This window comes from Flavobacterium cryoconiti (genome assembly GCF_048158645.1).
Taxonomy (GTDB): Bacteria; Bacteroidota; Bacteroidia; order Flavobacteriales; family Flavobacteriaceae; genus Flavobacterium; species Flavobacterium cryoconiti.
This window is the reverse complement of record NZ_JBLNKW010000005.1, coordinates 17836-35267: the sequence shown is the minus strand read 5'-3', so window position 1 is coordinate 35267 and position 17432 is coordinate 17836. Positions and strand designations below refer to the sequence as shown.

Annotated in this window: 10 protein-coding genes; 7 read left to right on the top strand and 3 right to left on the bottom strand. The window is 33.9% G+C overall.

Going from position 1 to position 17432, the window contains the following annotated elements:
* Positions 1-6: 6 nt before the first annotated feature.
* The gene (locus tag ACM55H_RS08520) at positions 7-1533 is read left to right on the top strand and encodes a RagB/SusD family nutrient uptake outer membrane protein (protein ID WP_416836111.1); all 1527 of its coding nucleotides are present in this window, start codon (positions 7-9) and stop codon (positions 1531-1533) included.
* A 414-nt stretch (positions 1534-1947) separates the two neighbouring features.
* Here the strand turns inward: ACM55H_RS08520 and ACM55H_RS08515 are convergent, their stop codons facing one another.
* Together ACM55H_RS08515 and ACM55H_RS08510 are read right to left on the bottom strand one after the other, a co-directional pair.
* Positions 1948-3537 carry a peptide chain release factor 3 gene (locus ACM55H_RS08515; protein WP_039109071.1) on the bottom strand — a complete coding sequence of 530 codons (1590 nt, stop codon included), beginning with the start codon at positions 3535-3537 and terminating at the stop codon, positions 1948-1950.
* Positions 3538-3728: 191 nt separating this feature from the next.
* A complete protein-coding gene (locus ACM55H_RS08510; protein WP_416836110.1) occupies positions 3729-5171 on the bottom strand; it encodes an alpha-amylase in 1443 nt (480 codons plus the stop codon).
* 710 nt (positions 5172-5881) lie between these two features.
* On the opposite strand from ACM55H_RS08510, the gene ACM55H_RS08505 reads away from it, so the two are divergent.
* The 6 genes from ACM55H_RS08505 (at position 5882) to ACM55H_RS08480 (ending at position 16562) form a co-directional block, all read left to right on the top strand.
* A complete protein-coding gene (locus ACM55H_RS08505) occupies positions 5882-7309 on the top strand; it encodes a peptidylprolyl isomerase (protein ID WP_416836109.1) in 1428 nt (475 codons plus the stop codon).
* Between the two features lie 78 nt (positions 7310-7387).
* Complete coding sequence (locus ACM55H_RS08500) at positions 7388-8341, top strand: AAA family ATPase (RefSeq protein WP_416836108.1); 954 nt, start codon at positions 7388-7390, stop codon at positions 8339-8341.
* A 336-nt stretch (positions 8342-8677) separates the two neighbouring features.
* Positions 8678-11449, top strand: a complete 2772-nt coding sequence (locus ACM55H_RS08495) for a bifunctional aconitate hydratase 2/2-methylisocitrate dehydratase (protein WP_416836107.1) — start codon at positions 8678-8680, stop codon at positions 11447-11449.
* Between the two features lie 122 nt (positions 11450-11571).
* On the top strand, positions 11572-13839 hold the full coding sequence (locus tag ACM55H_RS08490) for an aconitate hydratase (RefSeq protein ID WP_416836106.1): 2268 nt from the start codon (positions 11572-11574) through the stop codon (positions 13837-13839).
* A gap of 201 nt (positions 13840-14040) precedes the next feature.
* Positions 14041-14361: a hypothetical protein gene (locus tag ACM55H_RS08485; protein WP_039109077.1), complete on the top strand. Its 321-nt coding sequence runs from the start codon at positions 14041-14043 to the stop codon at positions 14359-14361.
* 713 nt (positions 14362-15074) lie between these two features.
* The gene (locus ACM55H_RS08480) at positions 15075-16562 is read left to right on the top strand and encodes a LysM peptidoglycan-binding domain-containing protein (protein ID WP_416836105.1); all 1488 of its coding nucleotides are present in this window, start codon (positions 15075-15077) and stop codon (positions 16560-16562) included.
* A gap of 319 nt (positions 16563-16881) precedes the next feature.
* Here the strand turns inward: ACM55H_RS08480 and ACM55H_RS08475 are convergent, their stop codons facing one another.
* The gene (locus ACM55H_RS08475; protein ID WP_416836103.1) at positions 16882-17334 is read right to left on the bottom strand and encodes a VOC family protein; all 453 of its coding nucleotides are present in this window, start codon (positions 17332-17334) and stop codon (positions 16882-16884) included.
* Between the last annotated feature and the right edge of the window lie 98 nt (positions 17335-17432).

Genomic DNA, 17432 nt, shown 5'->3' with positions numbered 1-17432 from the left:
TTAAATATGAAAAAAATAATATATAGTGTTGCGGTTATATTTTTAATAACTGTATCATGTAGTTCAGATTTTAACGAGGTAAAACCTGTTGGTGTACTGGAGAGCACAACTTTCTTTAATAGTGAAAGTAATACGGAAGAAGCTTTAATTGGATTGTATGACCTTGTACAATTTAATAATGATCAGGCCTGGAATTCAGCTTTTTTTATTAAAGTACTGCCGGGTGATGAGGCTAATGCCGGTGGTGGTACTGCAACAGATCAAAAACAATTACAAGAAATTGATGATTATTCAAATATATCTATTTCTAATCCCTCTTTGGAAGGTGTTTGGAATAAGGAATATAAAACAATTGCACTTGCAAACACTATTATAGAGAAGGTTGAAGCAGGAAGTTTAAGCACTAAGACTTTTGCAATTGCAGAAGCAAAGTTTATGAGAGCTTGGTGTTATTTTGAGCTAACAACTATGTGGGGAGATGTGCCTTTGCGTTTAGAAAATCCCACAACAATTAGCGCTGAAGCTTTTGCTAAACCAAAAAGTTCAAGAGCAGAAATTTATGCTCAAATAGAAGCTGATTTAGCTGTTGCTATTGCTGGTTTGCCGGATAAAAGCGTGGTTAAAAATAATTTTAGAGTTTCAAAAGGGGCTGCTCAAGCATTATTAGGGAAAGTTTTGGTTTTTCAAGGAAAAACTCTTGCTGCAATTCCTTATTTAAAAGCTGTAATAGATAATCCCGCTCATGGTTTAGAGTCAGACGTTAAAAAAGTTTGGTTAAAAGATTCAGAATTTGGAAAAGAGTCTTTATTCGAAGTAGGCTTTATTACTACAAAAGGTTACACTTTTACTACTGCAAATCTTGCTGGTCGTGAAGAAAGTAACATATTTATACAATTAATGGGTCCTCGTGGTGATGGTTACTTTAATTTGACGGGTACTGGATTGAGAAATGGATGGGGCTTTAACTTGCCAACAGCAAAAATATTAAGTGCGTTTGATGCTGCAGGAGATGTAAATCGTAAAGCAGCTACAGTAATGAGTGAAGCAGAACTTGTTTCATTTGGTGGAAGTAAAGCAGGAACCCCTTGGGACTATGAAGGAGGTATTAGAACAAAATATGCTCCACGTGCTTCAGAAACAAGCGCTGGAGGTGTTGTAGAAGCAAATTATGGTACAAACTTGAGATTATTTAGATTTGCTGAAGTATTGTTGCTTGCAGCCGAAGCTTATAATAAGGAAGGACAAGATGCCAATGCAAGAATAGAATTAAACAAAATTAGAAACAGAGCTGGATTAGCTGATGTGTCTTCGACCTTAACAGGTGCAAATTTGTTTAACGCTATTGTAAATGAAAAATTCTTGGAGTTAGCTTTTGAAGGACAGCGTTTTTGGGATTTAGTTAGATGGGGAAGAGCTAATACAGAGTTATCAAGTAAAGGATACACTGCTAAAAATGATTTATATCCAATTCCTGCATCAGAAATTGCTAAAAATAAAGCTCTGACGATTGCAGATCAAAATCCAGGTTATTAATATAATTTGTTAAGTTTGTTTGTTAATGGTGGCTGCCCGAAAAGTGATTTTCGGGCAGTTTTTTTATAAAATGGTTGGATTTTGTATTTTTTGGCATTATAAAAACGGAGAATGCAAGCTGTATTTAAATCCCATTCTATTCATCAATAAATATTTTTTTATTTAGATTTAAATGTTTCAATTCCAGAAAATCATTCGGCAAGACTAATAAACTCTGTAGTTGAAAAAATAGAGATTCCTGATGTTATTTCACAATACAAAGGCGGATACATATCGAGTTGTTTCCTAAAATGAAGATAAAAATACAATTTTAGAGTATCTGAATAGCACCTGTTTTTGTAGAAAAAAGTACACACATAAAAAAACGCTAACTTATTAAAGTTAGCGTTTTTTGTTTTTATACACAGAAATAAATTATTCAAATTCTGAAGTGAAAAATAATTTGACATTCGGATATTTATTTTGTGTCATCTGAATAGTAAAATCAGAATCAGCTAAAAAGACCAGTTGCCCGTATTTATCGTGTGCCAAGAATTTTTGTTTAATTCTTCTAAATTCTTTAAACTCATCGCTTTTTATATCATTTGGCTTCACCCAACATGCTTTATGAACTGGGAAATTTTCATAGGTACATTTGGCACCATATTCATGTTCTAAACGATATTGGATTACTTCATATTGAAGTGCACCTACAGTTCCAATGATTTTTCGGTTATTCATTTCCAAAGTAAATAACTGTGCAACCCCTTCGTCCATTAATTGATCGATTCCTTTGTCCAATTGTTTCGCTTTCATTGGATCGGCATTATTGATATATCTGAAATGCTCTGGTGAGAAACTTGGAATTCCCTTGAAACTCATGATTTCACCTTCGGTCAAAGTATCTCCAATTTTAAAATTTCCGGTATCATGCAATCCTACAATGTCGCCAGGATAGGAGATATCCACAATTTCTTTCTTCTCGGCAAAGAAAGCATTTGGACTGGAGAATTTTAAATTCTTTTTTTGACGAACGTGATAATACGGTTTGTTTCTTTCGAAGGTTCCGGAAACAATTTTTATAAAGGCTAAACGGTCTCTGTGTTTTGGATCCATATTGGCATGGATTTTAAAAACGAAACCAGTCATTTTTTCTTCTTTAGGATCAACTAGTCGAGTTTCTGAATCTTTTGGTCTTGGTGACGGAGCAATTTGAACAAAACAATCCAATAACTCTCTAACTCCGAAATTATTTAAAGCAGAACCGAAAAATACAGGTTGTAATTTTCCGTCTAAATAATCCTGACGATCAAATTTTGGATATACTTCGTCTATTAATTCTAATTCTTCACGTAATCTGTCAGCAGGTTTCTGTCCAATAATTTTTTCTAATTCTGGATTTTGAACATCTGAAAAAGCGATAGTTTCTTCGATGTTTTTACGGCTGTCACCACTAAATAAGTTGATGTTTTGTTCCCATAGATTATAAATCCCTTGAAAATCATATCCCATTCCTATTGGAAAACTTAATGGTGTAACGGTTAAACCCAATTTTTGCTCCACTTCATCCATTAAATCAAAAGCGTCTTTTCCTTCTCGGTCTAATTTGTTTATAAAAACAATGATGGGGATTTTTCGCATTCTACAAACAGCGACTAATTTCTCTGTTTGTTCCTCAACACCTTTGGCCACATCAATTACAACAATAACACTGTCAACTGCAGTTAATGTTCTAAAGGTATCTTCTGCAAAATCCTTGTGTCCCGGAGTATCGAGAATGTTTATTTTTTTGTCTTTATAATTAAATGCCAAAACTGAAGTAGAAACCGAAATTCCTCTTTGACGTTCAATTTCCATAAAGTCACTGGTAGCACCTTTCTTGATTTTGTTGTTTTTCACGGCACCTGCTTCTTGAATAGCACCACCAAAAAGGAGGAGTTTCTCAGTAAGTGTTGTTTTTCCGGCATCAGGATGTGAAATAATCCCGAAAGTTCTTCTGCGTTGTATTTCTTTTAAAAAGCTCATGTTTAATATAAATAGTTTGCAAAAGTACTATTTATAAATGCCAATTAAAAAAATAGTATAACCTAAATAGAGTATGTAAATTTTGAATATGTATTCTGGTAACTTTTGAATCAATTTTACTATTATTTACTATTTAATAATTAGTAAAAAAAAGAGGATGTCTTTTTGGACATCCTCTAAAATATAATATTTTACATATTAATGGACCAAACGGAATAACCATTTGGTGGACATTGAATTTTCACCCATTTATCCGCTTGGGTTGTAGGAAACCAAGTTGAATTACCTGTGAAATCTTTAATTTGTGCATTGACCCAATTAGTCTGAATCCATCTTTCTTGCCAAGTTGATGAGTTATTGATGTAAACCACTAATCCCGGATTTCCATTATATCCGTTTCTTCGAGCAATGTATTCATCATTATCTGCATATAAAATGGAAGTAGTACCGGTTGCTTTATTGTTATGAATCCAAATTAAATTATTCAATTTGGATTTGTCTAGCCATTCTTCATAATCTCTGTAGAAAATAGTTGGATATCCTTCATGAGTTAAAATATAAGCATATGCCAATTGTTTATTCCAAATTTCATCTGTATCATGATTAATAACGAAAGTAACCGCTTTGTAAGGGTTTCTTTTCCACATCATATCATCATTCAATAAAGCAAGGTTGTTGCCATCAAAAGCATCATTCATTTTGTAATAACAAGCAAAATCAAATACAGAACTATTGGCGTTGTTCGCCCAATCATTCAATGTGTTTACATTGGAATCCCATAATTCTCCAACAGAAAATCCGCCGACATTTGCATTCCAACTGTTAATAACCCATGAACCAAAACCTTTTACATAATCAAATCTCCATCCATCGAAATGCATGGTGTTTTTGTAATATTTACCTACACCATCCGTTCTCAACCACAACCAATTTTGAACATTTGGGGCGGCATGGCATAAATCAGGAAACCCTCCGAACGCACCCTCGTCGTTATTTCCGAATGAATTTTTATAAAAATCAGCACTGGTTCTAGGAAATTTTCCTGAGGCTACGCCGGTAAAATTGGTATAAGTTTGGGTTCCAGTGAAAGGATTGTTTTCTAATTGTCCACCGCTATTGTGATTAATTACGATATCAGCATATACTTGCATGTTTTCAGTATGTGCTTTTGTTATTAAACTTTCCAATTCAGTACGAGAACCAAATCTGGTTTCTATAGAACCATTTTGATTGTAATCTCCAAAATCAAAATAATCAGTAGGGTCATACCCCATAGAAAAAGCACCATTTTGAGCTTTTGATGCTGGCGGTAGCCATATAGAACTGATACCGGCATTAGACCACTCCGTCACTTTGGTATTAATCGTATTCCACCAGTTTCCACCTGAAGGCACATCCCAATAAAAAGCTTGCATCATAACACCACCTCCAGGATTAGCTACATATTTTCCTGTTAGTGAAGTAGTTGTTTTTCCGGTGCTAAATGGATGTCCATCATGATGCGTTACGTCAATTACTTTGAATTGTGAAGCAGCCGTAACGGAAACAGTAGCTGCATCTTCATTTGAACTACACGAGTAGAAACCAATTAATAATGCTGATAGTAGATAAATTTTAAAATTTGATTTTTTCATAAAAATGAATGGTTTAGGTTAGGTAATAGATTTGAGGTTGATTGAAATTTAAAATTTTATTTTATGAATTTTAATATTAATCACTGAAATAAATAGTATAAGTTTATTTTTTCATATTAATTATTGAATAAAATTTATATTTAAGGCTAATTTATATAAATTCTGATAGTTCCTGTGTAGGTGAAATTTTATTTAATCACGAAAACGTTGTAGTGTTAAGAACTTTCCATTATACTCTTGAAAATGATGATTTTAATTACTTTTTGAGTTGTTGTCTAGGTGCTTTTTATGGGTGTTTTTTTGAAACCTAAAACCAAGATGAAAATAAATACTGTAAAGGGATAGTAAACGAAAAATTTAAAATAATAATAAGTTTGAGTGATAGTTGTTTTATATAGATTAGCAAAGGTTATTTTTCATGTCGATTAATTAATCTAAAAAGTAAGTTTCTAAAAGAATTAAGAAGTTAATAAGTCAATAAAGAAATGCGTTAATAAATTTTTGTTAATACTAGTACGTAAACTTGTATTATGTAATTGAATTGTTATTTTTGTTGGTTATAAGTTAAAAGAATAGTAAGTAATTGTATTATAAAATCAATTCGTTTCTTGATTCTTAAAGTGTATATTTGGCCAAAATTAATGAGGCTTTTATAAAGAAGATTTAAAGACAAGAAAACAACGATACGTTACGATAAATAAATTTAAAAAATGCCATTAAAAAAAATACAAATGAAGTCTATAAATAATAAAATTGCGCTTGCCTTTTTTCTTTTACTTTTTTCATGTTCAATAGTAAGAGCGCAAGAGATTATAAAAGATAGTGCAGTTGTTTCCACAAAAAAAGTCCAATCCAATCAAAAACAAAAAATTGACGGTGTCATTGCTACAGTTGGAGATTATATTATATTAGATTCAGATATTGATAAAGGTTATTTAGAAATCTCAAGTCAAGGAGGTTCTATAAAAGATGTTACAAGATGTCAGATGCTAGGAAAATTGCTGGAAGACAAATTGTATGCGCACCAGGCAATTCAAGATAGTATTAAGGTTACGGATACGGAAGTAAAAGGAATGATGGATGATCGATTGAACTATATGGTAGAGCAATTGGGATCTTTGGAAAAGGTGGTGAAGTATTACAAGAAAAATAATGAAGAAGAGTTTAAAACCTATTTCTTTGATGTTTTGAAAGAACAGAAGTTAACTTCAGAAATGCAAAAAAAGATTGTCGATGCTGTAGAAATTACACCAGAGGAAGTTCGTAATTTTTTCAAAACAATACCTGCTGCAGATCTTCCTGTTTTTGGAGCCGAAATGGAAGTAGCGCAAATTGTAATTACTCCCAAGGTTACTGATGCAGAAAAGCAAAAAGTGATTGATAAATTAAATGCTTTCAAAAAAGAATGCATGGAAGGAGCTAGTTTTGCCACAAAAGCAGTTTTATATTCTCAAGATCCAGGTTCAAGCTCTAATGGAGGTTTTTATAAAATGAATCGTAAAACCCCATTTGTAAAAGAGTTTAAAGATGTTGCCTTTAGTCTTGCTGAGGGAGAGATATCAGCTCCATTTGAAACAGATTTTGGATTTCATATTATTTATGTAGAAAAAATAAAAGGACAAGAGGTTGAATTGCGTCACATATTATTGACGCCAAGTGTTTCTGAGGAGTCATTGAAAGATGCTAAAGAAAAAATCACTTTGATTAGAAAAAAAATAATGGATAAGGAAATTACTTTTGCAGAAGCGGCAAGAACTCAATCTGATGAGAAGGAAACCAGAGTAAATGGTGGAGCTTTAATCAATCCAAAAACACAAGACACTCGTTTTGAATTAACAAAGATGGATCCTAGCTTATATGGTCAAGTTTCAAATTTGAAAGAAGGAGAAATTACAGCGCCATTCATGGAAGATGTACAAGGAAAGAAAAAATACAAATTAATTACTGTAACCAATAGAATAAATGAGCATACGGCTGATTATGCTAAGGATTATGTTAAGATAAAAGATTTAGCATTAAAAGAAAAACAAATCAAAGCTATCGGGAAATGGTTTGATGACAAAATCAAAGAAACGTATATTAAAATCATTGGAGAGTACAGAGATTGTACCTTTACAAACAACTGGTTGAAAAAATAATTTTTATAAAATAAATAAAAAGAGTTAGCTTTATGAATTCATATCGCTAACTCTTTTTAATTTAAAATACATTCTAAAATGTCTGACGTAGCAGCAATACATAACTTAGTTCAAAAACGAAATGAGCTAAAAAACGAAATAGCTAAAATCATTGTAGGTCAGGATGCGGTGGTAGATCAAATTTTACTTTGTATTTTTTCTGGCGGGCATGCACTTTTAGTGGGAGTTCCCGGATTAGCAAAAACTTTGATGGTAAATACTTTGGCGCAAGCCTTAGGTCTTGATTTTAAAAGAATCCAGTTTACTCCTGATTTGATGCCATCAGATATTTTAGGAAGCGAAATATTAGATGAAAACAGAAAATTTAAATTTATAAAAGGGCCAATTTTTTCGAATATTATTCTGGCAGACGAAATCAATAGAACACCGCCAAAAACACAAGCTGCTTTATTGGAAGCAATGCAGGAGCGTTCTGTTACTATTGCAGGTGAGAATTATAAATTAGATTTGCCGTATTTTGTTTTGGCAACTCAAAATCCTATTGAGCAGGAGGGAACCTATCCTTTGCCTGAAGCACAATTAGACCGATTCATGTTTGCCATAAAACTGGAATATCCTTCTTTTGCGGAAGAAGTGCAAGTGGTAAAACGCACGACTTCCGATTTGAATAATACTATAAATCCATTGTTTACGGCACAAGAAATTATTGATTTTCAACAATTAATTCGTAGAATTCCTGTCGCTGATAATGTGATTGAATATGCAGTAACACTGGTCAGTAAAACACGTCCGGACAATCCGTTGTCGAATGAATTTGTGAAAAATTATTTGGATTGGGGAGCAGGACCTAGAGCTTCGCAAAATTTAATTTTGGCTGCCAAAGCTAATGCTGCTTTTAATGGGAAATTTTCACCGGATATTGAAGATGTAAAAGCGGTGGCTACAGGAATTTTGCGTCACAGAATAATCAAAAATTACAAAGCTGATGCCGAAGGGATTACTGAAGAAATGATTATTGATAAATTGATATAATCAGTATTTCGTTAATTTAGAAAGATAATGTGTTTAAAATAGTCATTTAGCATCGCATTGTTGTAACATTCAATTTCGACTTTGTTAGAAAAAAGAAGCTATATTATTGATTTTTTATTATTTTATATAAAAAACTATTGTTTTCTCAATTTAATGCAGTGTAATCTCTTTTTTTTGCAATAATAATTTTTCAAAAGGCTGTGTCTATTAAATTTTTTTTAATTCTCATCTTTAATTCTTAAATTTGCGCTACAAATAAAAAAAAACTAATATTATGGCTTTTTTATTTTGAAATAATCAAGGAAATCTGCCATATAACATTGAAAATACATCATTATGAACACTTATAACGATTACATCAAGGAGATCGAAGAACGAAAAATTCAGGGACTTCATCCCAAGCCAATTGATGGTGCCGAATTGTTAAGCGAAATCATTACGCAAATTAAAGATTTAGCTAACGCAAATAGAGTTGATTCTCTTAAATTCTTTATTTACAATGTTGTTCCAGGAACTACTCCTGCTGCTAATGTGAAAGCTAAGTTTTTAAAGGAAATCGTTTTAGGTCAATCAGTAGTTGCTGAAATCACGTCTGCTTTTGCTTTAGAGTTATTGTCGCATATGAAAGGTGGAACTTCTATAGAGGTATTACTTGATTTAGCTTTAGGTAATGATGTTGCTATTGCAAAAGATGCTGCGGAAGTTTTAAAGACACAAGTTTTTCTTTATGAAGCAGACACAGATCGTTTAGAAGCAGCTTTCAAAAGTGGTAACGGAATAGCAAAAGAAATTCTAGAGAGCTATGCTAAGGCTGAGTTCTTTACTAAATTACCAGAAATAGCAGAAGAAATTAAGGTAGTTACTTTTATTGCTGGTGAAGGAGATATTTCAACTGATTTACTTTCTCCGGGTAACCAAGCGCATTCAAGATCAGATCGTGAACTTCATGGTAAATGTTTGATTTCTCCTGAAGCACAAGATGAAATCAAAGCACTACAAGCACAGCATCTTGACAAAAGCGTGATGTTGATTGCTGAAAAAGGTACTATGGGTGTTGGTTCATCAAGAATGTCAGGTGTAAACAACGTGGCACTTTGGAGTGGAAAACAAGCAAGTCCATATGTTCCATTTATTAATATCGCTCCAATCGTGGCGGGAACAAACGGTATTTCTCCAATTTTCCTAACGACTGTTGATGTTACGGGTGGTATTGGACTTGACCTTAAAAACTGGGTAAAAAAATTAGATGAAAATGGTAACGTTCTTCGTAATGAAAGCGGTGACCCTATTCTTGAAGAGGTTTATTCTGTTGCTACTGGGACTGTTCTTACAATCAACACAAAAACAAAAAAACTTTATAACGGCGATAAAGAATTGATTGATATTTCTAAGGCATTCACGCCTCAGAAAATTGAATTTATAAAAGCTGGTGGATCTTACGCTATTGTGTTTGGAAAAAAACTTCAAACATTTGCATCAAAGACTCTTGGTATTGATATTGTGCCTGTATATGCTCCGTCAAAAGAGGTTTCTGTTGAAGGGCAAGGTCTTACAGCTGTAGAAAAAATATTTAATAAAAACGCGGTTGGTACAACTCCAGGTAAAGTTTTACACGCTGGTTCAGATGTTCGTGTAGAAGTGAATATTGTTGGTTCACAAGATACAACTGGTTTGATGACTTCTCAAGAATTGGAGTCTATGGCTGCTACTGTGATTTCGCCAATCGTTGATGGTGCATACCAATCAGGTTGTCACACTGCTTCGGTATGGGATAATAAATCTAAAGCAAATATTCCTAGATTGATGAAATTCATGAACGACTTCGGTTTGATCACGGCTCGTGACCCGAAAGGCGTTTATCACTCCATGACTGATGTGATTCATAAAGTGCTTAATGATATTACTGTAAACGAGTGGGCTATCATCATTGGTGGTGACTCTCATACAAGAATGTCTAAAGGTGTTGCTTTTGGTGCTGACTCAGGAACAGTTGCTCTTGCACTTGCTACTGGTGAAGCTTCAATGCCAATTCCTGAATCTGTGAAGGTAACATTCAAAGGAGATATGAAAGGTTACATGGATTTCCGAGATGTAGTTCATGCGACACAATCTCAGATGCTTAAGACGTTTGGTGGCGAGAATGTATTTCAAGGAAGAATCATTGAGGTTCACCTTGGAACTCTTAATGCGGATCAAGCATTTACGTTTACGGATTGGACTGCAGAAATGAAGGCAAAAGCTTCGATCTGTATTTCTGAGGATTATACCCTGATTGAATCTTTAGAGATTGCAAAAGGTAGAATTCAGATTATGATCGACAAAGGCATGGATAACAAAAATCAAGTTCTTAAAGGATTGATTGCTATAGCTGATAAGAGAATTGCCGAGATTATTTCAGGTGAGAAACCAGCGTTAAGACCGGATGCAAATGCGAAGTATTACGCTGAAGTTGTTGTTGATCTTGATCAGATTGCTGAGCCAATGATTGCAGATCCAGATGTTAATAATGCTGATGTTTCTAAAAGATATACTCACGACACGATTCGACCTCTATCTTTCTATGGAGGAGTTAAAAAAGTAGATCTTGGATTTATCGGTTCTTGTATGGTTCACAAGGGAGATATGAAAATTCTAGCGCATATGCTTAAGAATATTGATGAGCAAGAAGGTAAAGTAGAGTTCAAAGCGCCACTAGTTGTAGCTCCTCCTACTTATAATATTGTTGATGAATTAAAAGCAGAAGGGGATTGGGAAATTTTACAAAAATACTCTGGCTTCGAATTCGACGATAATGTTCCTAAAGCGGCAGCACGTACATCATACGAAAACATGCTATATCTAGAACGTCCGGGTTGTAACCTTTGTATGGGTAACCAGGAAAAAGCGGCAAAAGGAGATACTGTGATGGCAACATCTACTCGTCTTTTCCAAGGAAGAGTCGTAGAAGATACTGAAGGTAAAAAGGGAGAGTCATTACTTTCCTCCACACCGGTTGTGGTTTTGTCTACAATCCTTGGTAGAACTCCAACAATAGAAGAATATAAAACTGCTGTGGAAGGTATCAATCTAACTAAGTTTGCGCCTTCTCATAAGTTATTAGTTAAATAATTCACATAATTAGTTAATTATAATTTAAAAGCCTGAGTCTAATGATTCAGGCTTTTTTTATACTCTATTTTTTTGTATCTTGTATGTTTAAAATAGAATAGTAACAATTATATATAAATCTTATGGCTTTTGATATTGAAATGATTAAAAAAGTGTATGCGAACATGACTAGTCGTGTTGATGCAGCACGTGAGATAGTTGGTCGTCCACTTACTTTAACCGAGAAAATTTTATATAGTCACCTTTGGGATGGCGTTGCTAATCAAGCATACGGAAGAGGAGTTGATTATGTTGATTTTGCTCCGGATAGAGTAGCCTGTCAAGATGCAACAGCTCAAATGGCATTATTGCAATTTATGCATGCAGGAAAGAAAACGGTTGCAGTTCCTACAACGGTTCACTGTGATCATTTGATTTTGGCTAAAAATGGAGCTGAATTTGATTTAGCTGCAGCTAATAAACAATCAAAAGAAGTTTTTGATTTTCTTTCTTCAGTATCTGATAAATACGGAATTGGTTTTTGGAAACCAGGTTCAGGAATTATTCACCAAATCGTTTTGGAGAATTATGCATTCCCTGGAGGTTTGATGATTGGAACAGATTCACATACTGTAAATGCAGGTGGATTAGGGATGCTGGCAATTGGTGTTGGTGGAGCCGATGCAGTAGATGTAATGTCAGGAATGTCATGGGAATTAAAATTTCCAAAATTAATAGGTGTAAAATTAACTGGAAAACTTTCTGGTTGGACAGCACCAAAAGACGTTATCCTTAAAGTAGCTGATATTCTTACTGTAAAAGGTGGAACGGGAGCTATTGTTGAATATTTTGGAGAAGGAGCTACTTCAATGTCTTGTACTGGAAAAGGAACTATTTGTAATATGGGAGCCGAAATTGGGGCTACCACATCTACATTTGGCTATGATGAGTCAATGAGAAGATACCTTTCTGCAACAGGTCGTCAAGATGTAGTAGATGCTGCTGATAAAGTAGCTTCTTACTTAACTGCCGACCCAGAAGTATATGCTGATCCAGCAACTTATTTTGATCAAGTAATCGAAATTAACCTTTCTGAATTAGAGCCACACATTAATGGTCCTTTTACTCCGGACAGAGGTACGCCAGTTTCTAAAATGAAAGAAGAAGCTGCTGCTAATGGATGGCCAATTAAAGTAGAATGGGGATTAATCGGTTCTTGTACCAACTCTTCTTACGAAGATATGGCTCGTGCTGCGTCTATCGTAAATCAAGCAGTTGAATTAGGTATTAGCCCAAAAGCAGAATTTGGTATCAACCCAGGTTCGGAACAAATTAGATATACAATTGAAAGAGATGGAATCATCGCTACTTTCGAAAAAATGGGAACCAAAGTATTTACAAATGCTTGTGGACCATGTATCGGACAATGGGATAGAGCAGGAGCTGATAAAGGAGAGAAAAACACAATCGTTCACTCTTTCAACCGTAACTTCTCTAAACGTGCCGATGGTAACCCAAATACACACGCTTTCGTAACGTCTCCAGAAATGGTTGCTGCTTTAGCAATTTCAGGTCGTTTGGATTTCAATCCTATTACTGATACTTTAATCAATGATAACGGAGAAGAAGTAAAATTGAGCGCTCCTTATGGTGATGAATTGCCTAAAAAAGGATTTGCTGTTGAAGATGCAGGATTTCAAGCACCAGCTGCTGATGGATCAGGAGTTCAAATCGTAGTTAGTGAAACTTCAGATCGTTTGCAATTATTGGCGCCATTCCAACCTTGGGATGGTAAAAATATTTCAGGAGCTAAATTATTGATCAAAGCTTTTGGAAAATGTACTACTGACCACATCTCTATGGCTGGTCCATGGTTGCGTTTTCGTGGTCACTTAGATAACATTTCTAACAATATGTTGATTGGAGCAGTTAATGCTTTCAATGATAAAACCAATTCGGTTAAAAATCAATTGACAGGTGCATATGATGCCGTTCCAGCTGTAGCACGAGCTTACAAAGCAGCTGGAGTTCCTTCTATTGTTGTGGGAGATCACAATTATGGAGAAGGATCTTCTCGTGAGCATGCAGCTATGGAGCCTCGTTTCTTAGGTGTTCAAGCAGTATTGGTGAAATCATTTGCCCGTATCCACGAAACAAATCTTAAAAAACAAGGACTTTTAGGATTAACATTTGCTAATGAAGCAGATTACGATAAAATCCAAGAAGACGATACTATCAACTTCACAGATTTAGTAGATTTTGCTCCAGGAAAGCCATTAACATTAGAGTTCGTTCACGCGGATGGAACCAAAGATATTATCTTGGCAAACCATACCTACAACGAAGGGCAAATTGGTTGGTTCGTTGCAGGTTCAGCATTAAACTTAATTGCTGCAGCTAGTAATGCATAAGTAAATTAAAATATTTTATATTCAAAACTCTCAAGGCAACTTGGGAGTTTTTTTGTTTCATGGGTTTTCTTCGAAGAGCGGTATTTCTCATTTTAAAACATATTAATTGTAAGTTAAAATATTGATAATAAGTGTGTTGTAACTTAAAGTGATTGTGCTATTTTGTATCTTTAGTCACTATTAATTTTAAATCTAATTGCGATGAGAATGTTAGTTAATGTTATCTTCCCTATTGAGCCTTTCAACTCAATGGCTAGAAATGGTACAGCAGGTGAGATCATCAGTCGAGTGATTGAAGATATTAAACCAGAGAGTATTTATTTTTCTGAACAAGACGGTAATCGAGGTGCAGTTATGGTAGTTGAAGTTCCTGATGCTTCCGCTATTCCATCTATTGCTGAACCTTGGTTTTTAAATTTTGAAGCTAATTGCGAGTTTAGGATTGCAATGACTCCTGATGATTTAATGCGGGCTAACCTCAGTAAACTTGCAGAAAAATGGCATGATGTTCATGTAATGTAAAGAAAACGAAAGAACTAAAAGCACCACTTCATATAAAATGGGGTGGTTTTTTTTTTTGAGCTATTTCCTGCTGACCGCTTCAAGATTTTTCATAAAATTGCTTTTTTCCAAGATAAAAAAGGAGCTTCCGCCGGTCGCTCTTTTTTCTCAGGAAAAAAATGCAATTCCATTTCAAAAGGCTTTCCGCTTTCATCAGGGCTAGAAATCGAGGAAACGATTTCTTTTGGATTTTTACGATTTAAAAAAAGAAGTGAATAGTGTCATTTTAAATAAAATGGAATTTTTTGTTCTAAAAAGACCTAAAAAATGCTGAAAAATAGGCGTTTTCTTTTTTTTTACACGTTAAAATCAAAAAAAAATATTGTTTTTTAAACTTTATAACTTAAATTAGCTTTTTTGTAGATAAATTTTTCAGCGAAGCCTTTTTTGATTGTAAATACAAATCATCACTTCATTAGAATATTTATTTTTAGCGCAACAATACATTAGGATTGTACCGCGTTACTGTTTAAGTTGCTTTCGCAATTCGAACAAAAATTCAATTAGATTTTAAAATGAACTTATTCTTGCCCTCTTTTTTGAAAAGAGCTAAGAATTTTTACACATTTTTAAAAATTAAAAATAGTTGAAAACAGACCTAGCGAGATTTAATAATTATATCCCGAAATTGCTAAGGAGAATAAAATGGGGTAAGTAATTTGAAATAAATGAATATGAGTTTAAGATTAGTTGTAACATTGTTTTTATTGAATAGTATGGTGATTTTTTCTCAGGAAAGTACTAAGAAACATACCATCGTAAAAGGGGAAACCATTTCGAGCATTGCGGAGAAATATGATGTAAAACAAAGTGAAATCTATAAACTAAATCCAAAAGCCAAGAATCTATTAAAACTCAATTCAGTATTATTAATCCCTGTTACTGCTCCAAAAAATACCAATACCAAATCTAAGGTTGTAACAAATTATCAAGAGAAAGAACACGAAGTACTTGCCAAAGAAACACTTTACGGAATAGCAAAACAATACGGAGTTACAGTAAAAGAATTAAACGAAGTCAATCCTACATTAGAAACTTCAGGATTAAAAATAGGTCAAAAAATTGCAATTCCCGGCAATGCAACTTCAACTGAAATCGCAGTTGTTCCCCAAATAAAAAAATCTTCACAAAAAGCATCAATAACAGTAGAACCTCAGATTACTGAAACTGAAAATCCCATTACAGAAGTTACATCAATTGAAGTACTACCTAAAGAATCTAAATATTCTATTGCAAGAAAATACGGAATCACAATCAAGGAATTAGATAAAGCCAATCCAACAATAGGAGTTAAATCACTAAGAGTGGGGCAAAAAATAAATATTCCTGCAAACGCAATTTTAAAAACAGAAATAGCAGTTGTACCTCAAGAAGAGAAAGTATTGGCTCAAGAAGAGCCAAAAGTTATTCCACAACCGATAATTTTGCCAAAATCAGAATTAGTCGTTGCACCACAACAAATCGAAATTTCTAGTGCTACATCTGAAAATATTGAACGAGAAGTCATGCCTAAAGAAACTAAATACGGGATTGCTAAACAATATGGGATTACGGTTAAAGAACTAGAAAGACAAAATCCAGAAATTAAAAATAATTTCCCAGTTGGTTATAAATTAAGCATTCATCCAGCTAATTCTTCGGGTGAAAAGGCAGTAGTTTTTAACACGGAAAAAAAGAAAATAGAATTCAAAAATCCGGAGATTACTAATGAGGAAAATCAAACTGCGGATAACAATAATAGTGAATTTAAAAGTTTTATAAAACCAGCTTCTAATCCAGATTTTTTAGATCAATTGATAGAAACTGCTTCGGCTAATATTGGAACGCGATACCAATCAGGTGGAACTTCAAAATCGGGTTTTGACTGTTCCGGTTTGATGTGTACTACCTTTGGCGCTTTCGATATTAAATTACCTAGAACTTCCTTAGAGCAATCTCGTTTAGGAGTTGTAGTCAATACTGAAGATGCTCAAAAAGGCGATTTAATTTTCTTTAAAACTAATGGCAGAAGCCGTATCAATCATGTTGGGATGGTAGTTGAAGTTTGCGATGGGGAAATAAAATTCATTCACGCCTCAGTAGGTGGAGGAGTGGTAATTTCATCTGTTAAAGAGAAATATTATGAAAAAAAATTAACTCAAATCAATCGCGTTCTACAATAATCAAACTTTAGAAAAGATAATTACTTCTCATATAATGGAAACTCTTCAGGTAACTGAGGAGTTTTTTGTTTCTTATTATTCCTATGTTTATTCCCTTTATTATTACTTTATTTAGTTCAAAAGAAACTGAAATCTATGATACAAAGTTGCATAAGATACACGAAGAAAACATTATATAATTTAAATGAAAAGTATCATCTTTCACACATCTGATTAAAAGAGGTGTGTAGTTTTTGTGATTATCGTAGTGAAGTAACGATTTTTATAGCCTCTCTTGGTTATATTTACAACTAAGGAGAAAAGGTATAGAATTTACTGTTTACTCTTGTTTTACACTATTTACTTCAATCCAATAGCCATCAGGATCCTGGAAATAAACTTGTTTGATGCCATCAGCGCGAACCATGATTTTATGAAGCTCTCCGGGCCAGTCAGAATAAGTGATGTTTCTATTTTCCAACACCTTTACCAATGCGTCAAAGTTGACGGTTTTAAAAGCAAGATGCACTGCTTTATTTATAGTAACGGGTTCTTTAATAGTAGAGACTAAGTGTAGCTCTTTTCCATCTCCTAAAGAAATCCAACGAATGCCTTCTTTTCGGGTAAGATTAGTAATTTCTTGAAGCTTCAAAACGTTAGTGTAAAAATCTACAGAGCGATCCAAGTCTTTTACTGAAAGTGCCACGTGATCCATTTTCAAAGTAAAAGAATCCTGCGCCCAAATCGATCCGGTAAATATAAAGGCAAGTACTAATAATGTTAGTTTTTTCATTGGTTATTTAATTTTGGTTTTTCGTTAGATAAGTTTTTGACTTTGTGCCAGCAGCTAAAAGTACGTAATAAATTATTCCTGCTAAAATTTTAAAAAAA